This window comes from Arthrobacter sp. P1_A5 (assembly GCF_056406825.1).
On the sequence record NZ_JBFTZL010000095.1, the window covers coordinates 1 to 13,974 of the forward strand.

13 protein-coding genes and 1 pseudogene are annotated in these 13,974 nt (G+C 67.3%); 9 read left to right on the forward strand and 5 right to left on the reverse strand.

Annotated features, from left to right (window positions below; genetic code table 11):
- Nucleotides 1-134: 134 nt before the first annotated feature.
- Together recO and AC1D1S_RS13335 are read left to right on the forward strand one after the other, a co-directional pair.
- Nucleotides 135-887 carry a DNA repair protein RecO gene (recO, locus tag AC1D1S_RS13330; RefSeq protein ID WP_028276717.1) on the forward strand — a complete coding sequence of 251 codons (753 nt, stop codon included), beginning with the start codon at nucleotides 135-137 and terminating at the stop codon, nucleotides 885-887.
- Nucleotides 888-907: 20 nt separating this feature from the next.
- Nucleotides 908-1,759, forward strand: coding sequence for an isoprenyl transferase (locus tag AC1D1S_RS13335; protein WP_243177984.1), 852 nt, complete (start codon nucleotides 908-910; stop codon nucleotides 1,757-1,759).
- A gap of 6 nt (nucleotides 1,760-1,765) precedes the next feature.
- Here the strand turns inward: AC1D1S_RS13335 and AC1D1S_RS13340 are convergent, their stop codons facing one another.
- Together AC1D1S_RS13340 and AC1D1S_RS13345 are read right to left on the reverse strand one after the other, a co-directional pair.
- On the reverse strand, nucleotides 1,766-2,737 hold the full coding sequence (locus tag AC1D1S_RS13340) for an alpha/beta hydrolase (protein ID WP_476994681.1): 972 nt from the start codon (nucleotides 2,735-2,737) through the stop codon (nucleotides 1,766-1,768).
- A gap of 36 nt (nucleotides 2,738-2,773) precedes the next feature.
- The gene (locus AC1D1S_RS13345) at nucleotides 2,774-4,468 is read right to left on the reverse strand and encodes an FAD-binding dehydrogenase (RefSeq protein ID WP_476994682.1); all 1,695 of its coding nucleotides are present in this window, start codon (nucleotides 4,466-4,468) and stop codon (nucleotides 2,774-2,776) included.
- Nucleotides 4,469-4,618: 150 nt separating this feature from the next.
- Between AC1D1S_RS13345 and AC1D1S_RS13350 the strand changes: the two genes are divergently transcribed.
- The gene (locus AC1D1S_RS13350; protein WP_476994683.1) at nucleotides 4,619-5,692 is read left to right on the forward strand and encodes a quinone-dependent dihydroorotate dehydrogenase; all 1,074 of its coding nucleotides are present in this window, start codon (nucleotides 4,619-4,621) and stop codon (nucleotides 5,690-5,692) included.
- A gap of 101 nt (nucleotides 5,693-5,793) precedes the next feature.
- Here the strand turns inward: AC1D1S_RS13350 and AC1D1S_RS13355 are convergent, their stop codons facing one another.
- The gene (locus AC1D1S_RS13355) at nucleotides 5,794-6,393 is read right to left on the reverse strand and encodes a DUF3043 domain-containing protein (RefSeq protein ID WP_243177414.1); all 600 of its coding nucleotides are present in this window, start codon (nucleotides 6,391-6,393) and stop codon (nucleotides 5,794-5,796) included.
- A gap of 106 nt (nucleotides 6,394-6,499) precedes the next feature.
- Here AC1D1S_RS13355 and AC1D1S_RS13360 point away from each other — a divergent pair, with 106 nt between their 5' ends.
- From AC1D1S_RS13360 to AC1D1S_RS13380, 5 genes are all read left to right on the forward strand, one after another.
- Nucleotides 6,500-7,930: a M20/M25/M40 family metallo-hydrolase gene (locus AC1D1S_RS13360; protein WP_476994684.1), complete on the forward strand. Its 1,431-nt coding sequence runs from the start codon at nucleotides 6,500-6,502 to the stop codon at nucleotides 7,928-7,930.
- A gap of 169 nt (nucleotides 7,931-8,099) precedes the next feature.
- Nucleotides 8,100-8,489, forward strand: coding sequence for a HesB/IscA family protein (locus AC1D1S_RS13365; RefSeq protein ID WP_028276724.1), 390 nt, complete (start codon nucleotides 8,100-8,102; stop codon nucleotides 8,487-8,489).
- 207 nt (nucleotides 8,490-8,696) lie between these two features.
- Nucleotides 8,697-9,569: an aa3-type cytochrome oxidase subunit II gene (gene ctaC / locus AC1D1S_RS13370; RefSeq protein ID WP_028276725.1), complete on the forward strand. Its 873-nt coding sequence runs from the start codon at nucleotides 8,697-8,699 to the stop codon at nucleotides 9,567-9,569.
- A 10-nt stretch (nucleotides 9,570-9,579) separates the two neighbouring features.
- On the forward strand, nucleotides 9,580-11,301 hold the full coding sequence (gene ctaD / locus AC1D1S_RS13375; protein WP_223917347.1) for an aa3-type cytochrome oxidase subunit I: 1,722 nt from the start codon (nucleotides 9,580-9,582) through the stop codon (nucleotides 11,299-11,301).
- Nucleotides 11,298-11,699, forward strand: a complete 402-nt coding sequence (locus AC1D1S_RS13380; protein ID WP_018773077.1) for a cytochrome c oxidase subunit 4 — start codon at nucleotides 11,298-11,300, stop codon at nucleotides 11,697-11,699. Before ctaD ends, AC1D1S_RS13380 begins: the two co-directional genes overlap by 4 nt.
- A 203-nt stretch (nucleotides 11,700-11,902) precedes the next feature.
- Here AC1D1S_RS13380 and AC1D1S_RS13385 read toward each other — a convergent pair whose 3' ends face one another.
- Nucleotides 11,903-12,196 carry an HPr family phosphocarrier protein gene (locus AC1D1S_RS13385; RefSeq protein WP_243177416.1) on the reverse strand — a complete coding sequence of 98 codons (294 nt, stop codon included), beginning with the start codon at nucleotides 12,194-12,196 and terminating at the stop codon, nucleotides 11,903-11,905.
- Nucleotides 12,197-12,469: 273 nt separating this feature from the next.
- Between AC1D1S_RS13385 and AC1D1S_RS13390 the strand changes: the two genes are divergently transcribed.
- Entirely contained in the window at nucleotides 12,470-13,261 is a 792-nt protein-coding gene (locus tag AC1D1S_RS13390) for a GntR family transcriptional regulator (protein ID WP_028276728.1), read from the forward strand.
- Nucleotides 13,262-13,412: 151 nt separating this feature from the next.
- Here the strand turns inward: AC1D1S_RS13390 and AC1D1S_RS13395 are convergent.
- Nucleotides 13,413-13,974: pseudogene (locus AC1D1S_RS13395) on the reverse strand (cytochrome bc1 complex cytochrome b subunit); the annotation flags it as partial.

Consider the following 13,974-nt stretch of genomic DNA (forward strand, 5'->3'; position numbering starts at 1 on the left):
ACGCATAACTGCGCCGCCGGAAACACTCCGGCGGCGCAGTATTTTGCCTCCGTCTTTTACCTCCTTCTTTTACCGTTCTACCTCGGCGGCCCTGCCCATGCCGTGATTCCGTAAAGACAATGCGAAGATTAACTGTGGTCCAACAATCCTTTGCTGCGCGTGCCTACCGTGATGACGCCGTCGTGCTGCGCACCCATAAGCTGGGCGAGGCCGACCGGATCATCACCCTGCTGACCAAGCACCACGGCCAGGTGCGGGCGGTGGCCAAGGGGGTACGTCGCACCAGCAGCCGGTTCGGCGCCAGGCTGGAACCGTTTATGGTGGCCGATCTCCAGCTGATTTCCGGGCGCACCCTGGACGTCGTCACGCAGGCCGTGGCCAAGGGCGCCTACGGCGGGAACATCGCCGCGGACTATGGMCGGTACACGGTGGCGGCCGCCATGACCGAGACGGCGGAGAAGCTCACCGACGTCGACGGTGAAGCCGGGACCGCCCAGTACAACCTGCTGGTGGGGGCCCTCGCGTCCCTGAGCCGGGGCGACCACGCCCCCGAACTCATCCTGGATTCCTACCTGCTCCGCGCCCTCGCGACCGGCGGCTGGGCGCCCAGCTTCACCGACTGCGCCCGGTGCGGTGCGTCCGGGCCGCACACCGCCTTTTCCGCGCCGCTCGGCGGCATGGTCTGCCACGGGTGCCGGCCGCCGGGATCGCCCGCGCCGGCCCCGGAGACGGTGCTCCTCATGGGTGCCCTGCTCACCGGAAACTGGACGACGGCGGATGCCTCAGCCTCCGTCCACCGCCGGGAAGCGGCCGGACTGGTAGCCAGCTACCTCCAGTGGCACCTGGAACGAGTCCTGAAATCCCTCAAACATGTGGAGCGAACGTAAAAGTGGCATTGGGAAGAAGCCTGGGAAAGAACCTGGAGAAAAGCCAGGCGAAACAGTCCAACGGCCGGCGGCGGACCACCCCGGTGGTGGCTCCCTATCCGCACCCGTCCGGCGCTGTTCCGCCCGCGATTCCCGCGGAGTTCATCCCGCGGCATGTGGCGATCGTCATGGACGGCAACGGGCGCTGGGCGAACCAGCGCGGCCTGCCACGGATCGAGGGCCACAAGGCGGGGGAGCCTGCCCTGCTGGACGTCATGGCCGGCGCGATCGAGCTGGGGATCGAATACGTCAGCGTGTACGCCTTCTCCACCGAGAACTGGCGGCGGTCCCCTGAGGAGGTGCGCTTCCTGATGGGCTTCAACAAGGACGTCCTGCGCCGGCAACGGAACCAGCTCGATGAATGGGGGGTCCGGATCCGCTGGTCCGGGCGGCGCCCGAAGCTGTGGGGCTCCGTGATCCGCGAACTCGAAGAGGCCGAGGACTACACCCGGGGAAACAGCACCTGCACCCTGAACATGTGCGTCAACTACGGCGGACGGGCCGAGCTCGCCGACGCCGTCTCCGCGATCGCGGAGGAAGTGGCCCAGGGCCGGCTGAAGCCGGGGGCCATCACCGAGCGGACCATCCAGAAGTTCCTCGACGAGCCGGACCTGCCGGACGTGGACCTGTTCCTGCGCAGTTCCGGGGAACAGCGGCTGTCCAACTTCATGCTCTGGCAGTCGGCCTATGCCGAGTTCGTGTTCATGGACACCCTGTGGCCGGACGTGGACCGGCGGACGCTGTGGGACGCCGTCGAGATCTATGCACAGCGGGACCGCCGCTACGGTGGAGCCATCGACGCCGCTCCCGCCGCGGGCGGCCAGGTCAGCTGATCCGCGTCAGTCGTAGACGTACGCCCTGATCCACCGGGACAGCCGGGCATAGGCGTCCGCGCGGACCCGCGGGGCGGAGAGGAAGACGTCATGCAGGGCGCCGTCAATCCGCTCCAACGTCACGGTGCGGCCCAGGCTGAGCGCGCGGAGGGCGATTGTGTTCACGTCCAGGACCGCGTCCGTGCGGCGCATGGACTCCTTCCAGAACATCCCGTTGGCGCTGGCGCCCGAGATGAGCACCAGGATGGGCACATCGATCTTCAGCCCACGCGCCACCCTGGACTGCCCGGCGAGCACGGCGCTGAGCCAGCCGGCGCGGACCGGAAAGGCGTGCGGCGGACGGTAGGCATCGTCCAGGGCCCATTCGCCTTCCGCGGCGCTGCTGATGCTGCGCCAGTAGAAGGCCCGCTCGGGCAGCCGGATCACAGATTCCGGCCAGAACCGGGCGAACGGCTCCACCATGGTCCGCGCGGCCCTGCGCAGGGCGGGGCTGCCATGGACTTCCAGCCATGGGCTGTCCAGGACCAGCTGTGACACCATCCCCGGATGCCGGTCGGCCCACAGCGCCGCGATCAGGCCGCCGGTGGAGTGTCCCATCAGCGTCACCCGCGGCGGCGTGGCGCCCGGCCTGAGCGAACCGATGATCCCGAGCGCTGCAGTGATTTCGGCGTCGTAGTTGTCCAGGTCCGCGACGTAGCCGCCGTGGGTGCCCGGGCGCAGGCTACGGCCATGGTTGTGCATGTCGAGGGCGAAAAACTCAAACCCCTGCCCCGCCCAGAATTCCGCGAGCTCCTCATTGAAGAAGTAGTCACTCCAGCCGTGCAGGAACAGCACAGCCCGGGCCGGCAGCACCGATGGTGCCGGCGGGAGCGGGGTATGGCGGACCAGGGTGGCAGTGCGCAGCACACCGTCAGGGCTGACGGCCTCAAAGGTGCACGCCTGGAAATCATCCCCGAGAATGTCGGTCCGCCACTGCATCGACTTTCCTCCTGTGTTGCTGAGTGCCTGCCCGGACTAGGCCGCGGACGCAGCGGCCCGGCCCGCGGAACGTCCGGAGAAGAGGCATCCGCCCAGGAACGTTCCCTCGAGTGCCCGGTAGCCGTGGATTCCGCCGCCGCCAAACCCTGCGGCTTCACCGGCCGCGAACAGCCCGGGCACGGGCTGTCCGGTGGCATCCAGGACCCGCGACTGCAGATCCGTCTGCACACCGCCAAGGCTCTTGCGCGTCAGGACCGAGAGCCGGACGGCGAGCAGGGGACCGTGCCGCGGATCCAACAGCCGGTGCGGCGGGGCGACCCGCATGATCTTGTCGGTGGCGAAACGCCGCGCTGCCCGGATCGCCGCCAGCTGCGGATCCTTGCCCATCCCGCTGGCAAACTGCCGGTCCCGGTCGCGGATCAGCTGCTCCAGGGCCGCGGGGTCGATGAGCTGCCCGCCCGTCAGATCGTTCATCTGCCCGGCGAGCCCGGCGGGGTCCGCTGCCTGCAGGAAGTCCACGCCGCGGTCCAGGAACCGCTGCAGCGGTGTATCGCTGCCGGGCTTCAGCCGTGAGACCAGCCGCCGGACGTCCTTGCCCGTGAGATCCGGGTTCTGCTCGGATCCTGACAGTGCGAACTCCTTCAGCGCGATGCTGCGGTTCAGGACGAACCATGAATGGGCATGTCCCGTGGCCAGGATGTGGCGCAGGGCGCCGAGCGAATCGAAGCCCGGAAACAGCGGAGGCGGGAGCATCCGCCCCGTCGCGTCCAGCCACAGGGCCGACGGTCCGGGCAGGATCCGGATGCCGTGCCGCGGCCAGACCGGGGCATGGTTGTGGATACCCTCCGGGTAATGCCACATCCGGTCCCCGTTGATGAGGAGTCCGCCGGCGCGGCCCACGGCCGGGAGGAAGTCCCCGTCCACGGATGCCGGCACGCCACTCAGCATCCGCTTCGGCGCCGCGCCGCCTGGCCACTGCTTGCGGACCACATTGTGGTTGCCGCCGATGCCGCCGCTTGTCACCACCACGGCCGCGGCCGCAGCCTCGAAAGTACCGGCCGGGCGTCGTGAAGAGCTTTCGCCCCGGCCTGCGCCGCTGGCTTCGAGCAATTCGCCACGCACGCCGCTCACCCGGCCCGCGGTTTTCACGAGCCCGGTGGCGCGGTGGCGGAAATGGAAGGACACGCGGCCGGCGGCTTCGCCTTCGCGCAGCTTGGCAAGGAAGGGGGCCACCAGCGCCGGTCCCGTGCCCCACGCGACATGGAAGCGCGGGACAGTGTTGCCGTGGCCGTCCGGGCCGTAGCCGCCGCGTTCGGCCCACTGCACCAGGGGAAACAGCCCGACGCCCAGCGCGGCGAGCCAGGCACGCTTCTCACCGGCGGCGAAGTTCACGTACGCCGCCGCCCACTCCTTCGCCAGGGCGTCCTCCGGCCGGTCGAATCCCGCCGATGCGTGCCAGTCGGCGAGGGCCAGCTCTTCACTGTCCCGCACCCCGAGCCGCCGCTGCTCCGGAGTGTTGACCATGAAGAGGCCGCCGAAGGACCAGTGCGCCTGGCCACCGACGGAGGCCTCGGGTTCCTGATCGAGCACCGCCACCCGGCGGCCGGCGGCATAGGCCTGGGCCGCGGCCACGAGCCCTGCCAGGCCGGCGCCGACCACCACAACATCGGCCTCGATCCCGCGACCCGAAGCCCCACGGCCGCCCGTTCCGACACCCTCATTGCTGGTCATGGCTTCATGCTAACTCGCGCCGGCGCACTTCCGCCGCCGGGCCCGGGCACGGGGCGCCGCAGTCACAATGACAGTCACAACGGGCAGTCACAACCGTGCCGGCGGGTGCGCTGGTTTGGTCTGCGCGGCCCGAACCGGAAAACTAGAGGCATGCGCGTATATCCCACATTTTTCCGGCTGGCCTTCTCATGGATGGACGCCGAACGCGCCCATAAGGTCGGGTTCAAGGCCATCCGCCTCGCCCACAGCTGCGGTGCCGGGCGGTTGCTGCAGAAGTTCACCGCCCCCGCGGCGTCGCTGCAGACCCAGGCGTTTGGCCTGACCTTCCCGTCCCCATTCGGCCTGGCTGCCGGCTTCGACAAGGAAGGCCACGGCATCGAGGCGCTGGCGGAGCTCGGCTTCGGCCATGTGGAGGTCGGCACCATCACCGGCCAGGCCCAGCCCGGGAACCCGGCGCCGCGGCTGTTCCGCCTCGTGGAGGACAGGGCCGTCGTCAACCGCATGGGGTTCAACAACGACGGCGCCGCGGCGGTGGCCCCGCGCCTGAAGTCCGCCCGCGCCGCCCTGCAGCGCCAGCACCCCGGCGTCCGGCCCGTGATCGGGGTGAACATCGGCAAGAGCAAGGTGGTCGGGCTCGAGGATGCGGTGTCCGATTACCTGATCAGCGCGCGCAGCCTGGCCCCCGCTGCGGACTATCTCGTGGTGAACGTCAGCTCGCCCAACACCCCCGGTCTTCGGCTGCTGCAGGACGTGGAGACCCTGCGCCCGCTGCTGGCCGCAGTGGGGGAGGAGGCGGACAAGGCCGCCGGCCGCCACGTTCCCCTCCTGGTCAAGATCGCGCCCGACCTCAGTGATGAGGACATCGACGACGTCGCGCGCCTGGCGCTTGACCTGAAGCTGGACGGCATCATCGCCACCAACACCACGATCGCCCGCACCGGGCTCGCCTCCAGCCCCGACAAGGTTGAGGCGTGCGGAGCAGGAGGTCTTTCCGGGGCGCCCCTGAAGAAACGGTCCCTGGAGGTCCTGGCCCGGCTCAAGTCCGTCACCGGCGGAGCGCTGACCCTGGTCTCGGTGGGGGGCGTCGAAACGGCACAGGACGTGCAGGAACGGCTGGACGCCGGCGCCACCCTCGTCCAGGGCTACACGGCGTTCCTTTACGAGGGACCTTTCTGGGCCGCCCGCATCAACCGGCTGCTGGCCACCCACCCGAGCCGGCGCTAGCCCTTGCGCTGCGATCGGGCCGGACCGGTCGCAGCAACCAAGAAGCCCCCGACAGGTGACTGCCGGGGGCTTCTTGGTTGAAGAATCGTGGAAGGGAAATGTCAGGCGGGGAACTCGCCGCGCCGGACCTGGGGCTTGGGCAGGCGYAGGCGGCGGAACTGCAGGGAGCGCATGGAGCCGTACCAGACGGTGCCGCGCTCGACGTCGCCGAACTTTTCGCCGAGCCGTTTCTTAAGCTTGCGGGAGAGGATAAAGACGTCCACGAAGACCGCGAGGAACATGACCCAGAAGGCGCCCAGGACGTAGACCATCTGTGCGCTGGAGGCCGGCACGAGCAAGGAGATGATGACAAACAGCAGGGCGCCGAACATGAGGAACTCGCCAAGGCTGAAGCGGGCATCGACAAAATCACGGGCGAACCGCTTCTGCGGACCCTTGTCCCGCAGCGGCAGGAACTTATCGTCACCGGTGTCCATGGCCTGCCGCATCTTGAGCCGCTGCTCCGTGACGGCGGCGCGCTCGGCAGCCTTGGAAGCCTTGCGGTCCTCCGGCACGAGGGGCCGCTTGCGGGCCGCCTCCTGGGCGCTGCGCTTGGGCGTGGGTGTGCCCTTGCCGGTCACGGCGCTACGGGCTGCTGCCTCGGATGCCTGCTGGTCAACTACGTCCTGCGCCGATGGCGCTTCCTTTTTACGTCCAAACACCCCTAAAGAATACCCCGCAGACGCAGGCCCGAGACCCAGCCCACACGGCGCAGGCCCGGGCGTGACGCTGTTTGTAGTGATTCAGAGCACGGGTAGTGTTTTGGCCATGACTTCATCTACCGCGGGGAACCCGCAGACCACCATGGACCACGAGGGCACCATCGATGCCGAGGCCCTCCGCCAGGCCGTTGCCGAATCGTTCGACGAGACGATCGGCCAGCTGACGGACCTTGTTGCCATTCCGGGCATCGCCTGGCCCAGCTTTGATCCCGCCCCGTTGAACCGCAGCGCCGACGCCGTCGCCAGCCTCGTGCGGGCCAGCGGCTTCGACGACGTCCGGATCCTCCGCTGCGACAAGGAAGACGGGACGCCCGGCGGGCCCGCCGTCGTCGCCCGCCGCCCGGCCGCGGAGGGCAAGCCGACAGTCCTGCTGTACGCCCACCACGACGTCCAGCCCACGGGCGACCTGGCACTGTGGGAAACCGACCCCTTTACCGCCGTCGAGCGCGACGGCAGGCTCTTCGGCCGCGGTGCCGCCGATGATAAGGCCGGCATCCTGGCGCACATCGCCGCCTACTCTGCGGTCACGCGCGTGCTCGGTGACGAACTGGGCCTGGGCGTGACGTTCTTCTTCGAGGGCGAAGAGGAGGCCGGCTCGCCAACGTTCCGGCAGTTCCTGGAAACCCACCGCGAGCTGCTCCGCGCCGACGTGATCGTCGTGGCCGACTCCAGCAACTGGAAGGTCGGCATTCCAGCCCTGACCACCAGCCTGCGCGGCCTGGTGGACGGCACCATCGAGGTCAAGGTCCTGGACCACGCCGTGCACTCGGGCATGTTCGGCGGCCCCGTGCTCGACGCCCCGACCCTGCTGGCCCGCCTGATCGCGACCCTCCACGACGACGAGGGCAGTGTCGCGATCAAGGGCCTGGTGAGCCGCGATGACGTGGTTGTCGACCTCACCGAGGAGGAGTACCGCGCCGACRCCTCCGTGCTCGACGGCGTGAAGCTCGCCGGGACCGGCAGCATTGCCTCACGCATGTGGACCAAGCCCGCCCTGTCCATCATCGGCTTTGACGCCCCGGCCGTGGACGTGGCCTCCAACACCCTGCTGCCGCGGGCCCGGKCCAAGTTCAGCCTGCGCCTGGCCCCGGGGCAGGACCCGGCGGCCGCCATGGAGGCTGTCCGCCAGCACGTCGAAACCCACGCCCCGTTCGGCGCTGAGGTGGTGTTCACCCCGGGGGAGAGCGGCAACTCCTTCCTGACGGACACGAGCTCGAAGGCCGCGTCCGTGGCCATGTGGGCCCTGGGCGAGGCCTGGGGCGTGCCCGCCGTCGAAATGGGGATCGGCGGATCGATCCCCTTCATCGCGGACCTCACCGAGCTCTACCCGGACGTGCAGATCCTGGTCACCGGCGTCGAGGATCCCGATTCCCGAGCCCACAGCGCCAACGAATCGCTGCACCTGGGTGACTTCCGGAACGCAATTGTCGCCGAGGCCCTGCTGCTCGCGCGCCTGAACAACGAAGGCGCGCTCTAGCCCCCGCGCCTGGCGCGTCCCGGGGAACATCCAGCCGTCTCCCACGGTTACGTCAGAAGTTAGAGCTACAGGGCTGCGCGAAGTAGCATGTAGCTATAGCCCATACCGTTTAAGTAGGGGCGGGCACCGTGTGAGCGGGGCCGCCACCACCGTTGCAAGAAGGTAGGCCATGAGCACTACAACCAATGAAAACAGCGCCGGCAACTCTGCCGCCGAGGCCGGYGAGCTGGCCACGCACGAGGTCATGCTGACCGACGTCGCGGCCGGAAAGGTCCGCAGCCTGCTGGAGCAGGAAGGGCGCACCGATCTGCGCCTCCGCGTTGCCGTGCAGCCCGGCGGTTGCTCCGGCCTGATTTACCAGCTGTACTTCGACGAGCGGCTGCTCGACGGGGATGCAGTGCGCGACTACGACGGGGTCGAAGTCGTCGTCGACAAGATGAGCGTTCCTTACCTCAGCGGTGCCAGCATCGATTTCGAGGACACCATCGCCAAGCAGGGCTTCACGATCGACAACCCGAATGCCGGCGGGTCCTGCGCCTGCGGAGATTCTTTCCACTAATTCCTTCCACTAAGGCCGGGCATTTTGCCCGGCCTTAGTGCCGCAGGGTCCTCAACGAGCGGCGCCTACAAAAAGCTCCCGACGCACGGTGCGGACATGTGGGCGAAAACTCCCGCGGAGCGGTAAGCTCTACACCGAGTAGTAAAACTTTTCGTTTGCCCTGCCCGTAATTTGCGGGGCAACAGCAACAAGTAGGAAGGGCCGTCTGTGAGTTCGCAGAACCGAACCGGCAGCCGACGCAAACAGATCACTACGATCACTGGCTTGGCACTAGCCGGCGCGTTGGCTTTGACTGGATGTTCACCAGAGGTACAGAAGGGCTGGTTGCCCACCGAGCGTGGCACCACCAATCACACTGACCTCATCATGGACCTCTGGGTCAACTCATGGATTGCCGCGCTGGTCGTCGGCATCATCACCTGGGGCCTGATGATCTGGTGCATCGTCGCTTACCGGCGCCGCAAGGGCACCGTGGGCTTCCCGCGCCAGAACAGCTTCAACCTTCCGCTTGAAGTGTTCTACCTGACGATCCCGCTGTTCATGGTCCTGGTGTTCTTCTACTTCACCGACCGCGACCAGCAGTCGATCGATGACCGCTCAACGCCGGCCGACGTCGTCGTCGACGTCCGCGGCAAGCAGTGGGCGTGGGACTTCAACTACTTGAAGGGCAACGTCGTCACCGAGGACGTGCACGAAGCCGGCGTCCAGGCGCACCTGACCGGTAACGACGTGGACAAGAACAAGCTGCCCACCCTGTACCTCCCGGTTAACAAGTCGGTTGACCTCGAGCTCAACGCGCGCGACGTCATCCACTCTTTCTGGGTTCCTGCCTTCCTGCAGAAGCGCGACATGATTCCCGGCAAGACCAACTACATCCGGTTGACGCCCACCAGGGAGGGCACCTACGACGGTAAGTGCGCCGAACTCTGTGGCGAGTACCACTCCGAAATGCTGTTCCGCGTGAAGGTTGTCTCCGAGTCGGAGTTCCAGGCGCACATGAACCAGCTGCGCCAGGACGGGAACACCGGCCTGCTCGGTGAAGAGTACGACCGCAACCCGGCCCCGGCCGAAACCAAGTAAGGGGAGCGACGTGGCAACTTACACTCAATCCGCCGGGATCCTCGAGGCTCCCGTAGTACCGAAGTCCAAGGGACGCATCGTCGTCAACTGGATCACCTCGACCGACCACAAAACGATCGGGTACATGTACCTGATCGCGTCGTTCATCTTCTTCTGCTTCGGCGGCATCATGGCGCTGCTGATCCGTGCCGAGCTCTTCGAGCCCGGCATGCAGATCCTGCAGACCAAAGAGCAGTACAACCAGCTCTTCACCATGCACGGCACCGTCATGCTGCTGATGTTCGCGACGCCGCTGTTCGCCGGCTTCACCAACGTCATCATGCCGCTGCAGATCGGTGCCCCCGACGTCGCCTTCCCGCGACTGAACGCACTGGCCTTCTGGTTCTTCCTCTTCGGCTCCACGATCGCCGTCTCCGGGTTCATCACCCCGCAGGGTGCCGCGTCGTTCGGCTGGTTCGCGTACGCGCCCCTGTCCAACACGACGTTCAGCCCCGGCGTGGGCGGCGACCTCTGGGTCTTCGGCCTGGCGCTCTCCGGCTTCGGCACCATCCTCGGCGCCGTCAACTTCATCACCACCATCATCTGCATGCGCGCCCCGGGCATGACCATGTGGCGGATGCCGATCTTCACCTGGAACGCCCTCGTGACCTCCATCCTGGTCCTGATGGCCTTCCCGCCGCTGGCCGCCGCGCTGTTTGCCCTCGGCGCCGACCGCCGCTTCGGTGCGCACATCTTCGATCCCGAGAACGGCGGTGCCGTCCTCTGGCAGCACCTGTTCTGGTTCTTCGGYCACCCTGARGTSTACATCATCGCGCTGCCGTTCTTCGGCATCGTCTCCGAGATCTTCCCGGTCTTCAGCCGCAAGCCGATCTTCGGCTACAAGGGCCTGGTCTACGCGACCATCTCCATCGCCGCCCTGTCCGTGACTGTGTGGGCCCACCACATGTACGTCACCGGCTCGGTCCTGCTGCCGTTCTTCTCCTTCATGACGATGCTCATCGCCGTTCCGACCGGTGTGAAGTTCTTCAACTGGATCGGCACCATGTGGCGCGGTTCCATCACGTTCGAGACCCCCATGCTGTGGAGCATCGGCTTCCTGGCGACGTTCCTCTTCGGCGGCCTCACCGGCATCATCCTGGCCTCGCCGCCGCTGGACTTCCACGTCTCGGACTCCTACTTCGTGGTGGCGCACTTCCACTACGTGGTCTTCGGCACCGTCGTGTTCGCCATGTTCGCCGGGTTCTACTTCTGGTGGCCCAAGTGGACCGGCAAGATGCTCAACGAGCGCCTCGGCAAGATCCACTTCTGGATGCTGTTCCTGGGCTTCCACGGCACCTTCCTGATCCAGCACTGGCTCGGCGTCGAGGGCATGCCCCGCCGCTACGCCGACTACATGCCGCAGGACAACTTCACGTGGATGAACCAGTTCTCCACCATCGCCTCGTTCGTCCTCGGCGCCTCGCTGATTCCGTTCTTCTGGAACGTCTACATCACCTGGCGCAGCAACGAGCGTGTGGAAGTTGACGACCCGTGGGGCTTCGGTGCCTCGCTGGAATGGGCCACGTCTTGCCCGCCGCCGCGTCACAACTTCACCTCCCTGCCCCGCATCCGCTCCGAGCGTCCTGCCCTGGACCTGCACCACCCGGAGCTCTCCCAGTCCTACACCGCGGATTCGCCTGCTCCGGCAGCAGCGGCTCTCGGTAACGCCGACCAGAAGGACACCGCCAAGTGAAAATCGAATCAAGGATCTTTGGCTTCGGCGTCTTTTTCTTCGTGCCCGTTGCATTCATCTACGGATACCTGACCAACTGGACTGAATGGGTGGGCGCACTGGCCATCCTGCTGGTTGGCGGACTCGCCGGCATGATCGGCGCTTACCTCGGCTTCACCGGCCGCCGCGTGGGCATGCGCCCCGAGGACCGCAACGACGCAGAGATCCACGAAGGCGCCGGCGAACAGGGACACTTCAGCCCCTGGAGCTGGTGGCCGCTGATGCTGGGCCTGTCCTGCGCCGCAGGGTTCCTCGGCCTGGCCGTGGGTTGGTGGATCGTCTTCATCGCCGGCGGGATGGCAGTGGTCGCACTGGTCGGCTGGGTCTACGAGTACAGCCGCGGTGACCACGCGCACTAGCGCCCACCCGGAATAGTAGTTAAGAACGCACGACGGCGGGCCCCACCAATGGTGGGGCCCGCCGTCGTTTGTCTTGGTTCCTGCGTTCCTGCGTTCCTGCCGGCCGGGTGCGGCGCGTCCCCGCACGCCCAGCCCGCCTGCGCAGCGTCCCGCCTGGAGGGCGGCACCGCACTGCGGGCCGCCGAATGGGAGCGGGGAGGCCCTCAGGCGGCCGCTGCCGATTCCAAGAGGAACCGGAGTTCCTCCAGCGCACCCTCGGCCTCTGCGGGGCTGCAGGATGCCGGGAGGGCGTCCGCAGCGACGGCCAGCTCCACCTCACAGCCGCACTCGAAGTCCTCGGTCATGACCTCCAGCAGCGAGCGGGCGTCGACGCCTGGCCTGCCGTCCTTGCTGATGGTCACCGGGAGGCCGGTCGCCGTGACCGCCCGGACAAATACTGCCGCCGGCCGGGCGTGGAGGCCGATGGCGGCCGTGACGATTGCCTTGCGAACTGGCAACGGGACTCCCTCATGCTGGTGTTGTTCTGTACGTGTTGCTGCTGCACGGGCTGGCCACGCGACCGGTGACCCAGATGGAGGGCGTCCGGCAGGCAGTCCGTCAGACCGGGCGGGCGGCATTGCCCCGGCCACGGCCTGTACCTACAAGGGTAGCGGCGGGGGAGTACCCGGCACGACTTGAGTCGGCGGCGTGGTCTAGACCTGCCGGGTCACGGGCTTACCCTTGAGATATGAGTGTATTTCCCGCGCCGGGCCGCAACCGGAGGCTGGACCATGGCGTCCACTAACGCGTCCAAGATGATTGGCGAGATCGACCGTCAGAGCGGGGTGCCAATCTACGTGCAGTTGCGCGAGATCCTCCGCGCGCACATCGCCGCCGCGTGCCCGCCCGGATCTGCGCTGCCCTCCGAACGGGACCTCGCCCAGCGCTTCGGCCTCGCCCGGATGACCGTGCGCCAGGCCATCGATGCCCTCGTGGGTGAGGAAGTGATTGAACGCGTCGTGGGCCTGGGTACGTTTGTGCGCAAACCCAAATTGGATCTCCAGGTAAAGCTGACTTCCTACAGCGAAGAGATGCAGCGCCGCGGCATGGTCCCGGCCGCCAAGGTGCTGAGCTTCGAGCAAATTGGCGCCAGCGCGTTCCTGGCCCGTGAGCTGCAGTTGGAGGAGGGGACACCCCTGGTCCGGTTCCGGCGCCTCCTGCTGGCCGACAACGAACCGATGAGCGTGGATGAAAACTTCATCCCGGCCCACCGGGTTCCCGGCCTGCTGGACGGCGAACCGCCCACATCGCTCTACAACGTGCTGAGCGAACGCTACGGGCTGGTGATGGAATGGGGTGAGGACATGATCGAGGCGACGGCTGCGTCGCCGTCCACGGCCCGTCTCCTGAACGTCGAGGTCGGAACCCCGCTGCTCAAGATCCAGCGCCACGCGTTCGTGGCCCGCGCGATGGTGGACTACTCCGTGTCCTACTACCGGGCTGACCGCTACAAGCTCTGGGTGCCCCTGCAGCGCCCTGGCGTCCGGCCCACCCGAAACTACGCCTCGGGGTACCGCCCCTGACCACAGCAACGCGGGGCACTCCGCGCCCGTCCCGCCGAGGGGGTTAGGGCGCGAAGTGCCCCGCGTWGCTGTCGTTTCTGTCGTTTCCGGGGAAGCAGGAAGGCCCGGTCCCCAAGGGGGCCYGGCCTTCCTGCGTGGTGCTTGGTGCCGCCTAGTGGCTCAGCGACTTCGACTCAGCGGTTTCAATCGCTTCGTGGGCGCCATGGTGGCCGTGAGCGGCCTCCAGCTCTGCCGGAGTGGCCGGGGCAACCCGGTCCTCGAAGAACCAGCGGGACAGCTTCGCGCGGCGCTTTTCCTTGCGGTCCACGACGCCGTGCTCGTTCGGCACCGCCGGCAGCGGGGCCGGTGACTCGAAGCCGACCAGCTTGTAGCGCTTGTATTCATCCAGCGGGGCGTGGACCTCGATGAACTCGCCGTGCGGCAGGCGCACGATGCGGCCGGTTTCACGGCCGTGCAGGGCAATCTCGCGGTCCTTGCGCTGGAGCGCCAGGGCGACCCGCTTCGTGACGATGAACGCGATAACCGGGCCGATGAAGAACAGTGCGCGCAGCCAGTAGGTGACATCGTTCAGGGCCACGTGGAAGTGGGTGGCGATGAGGTCCGAGCCGGCCGCTGCCCACATGACGCAGTACCAGACGAAACCGGCCATGCCGATTGCCGTACGGGTAGGAGCATTGCGGGGGCGGTCCAGGACGTGGTGCTCGCGGTTGTCC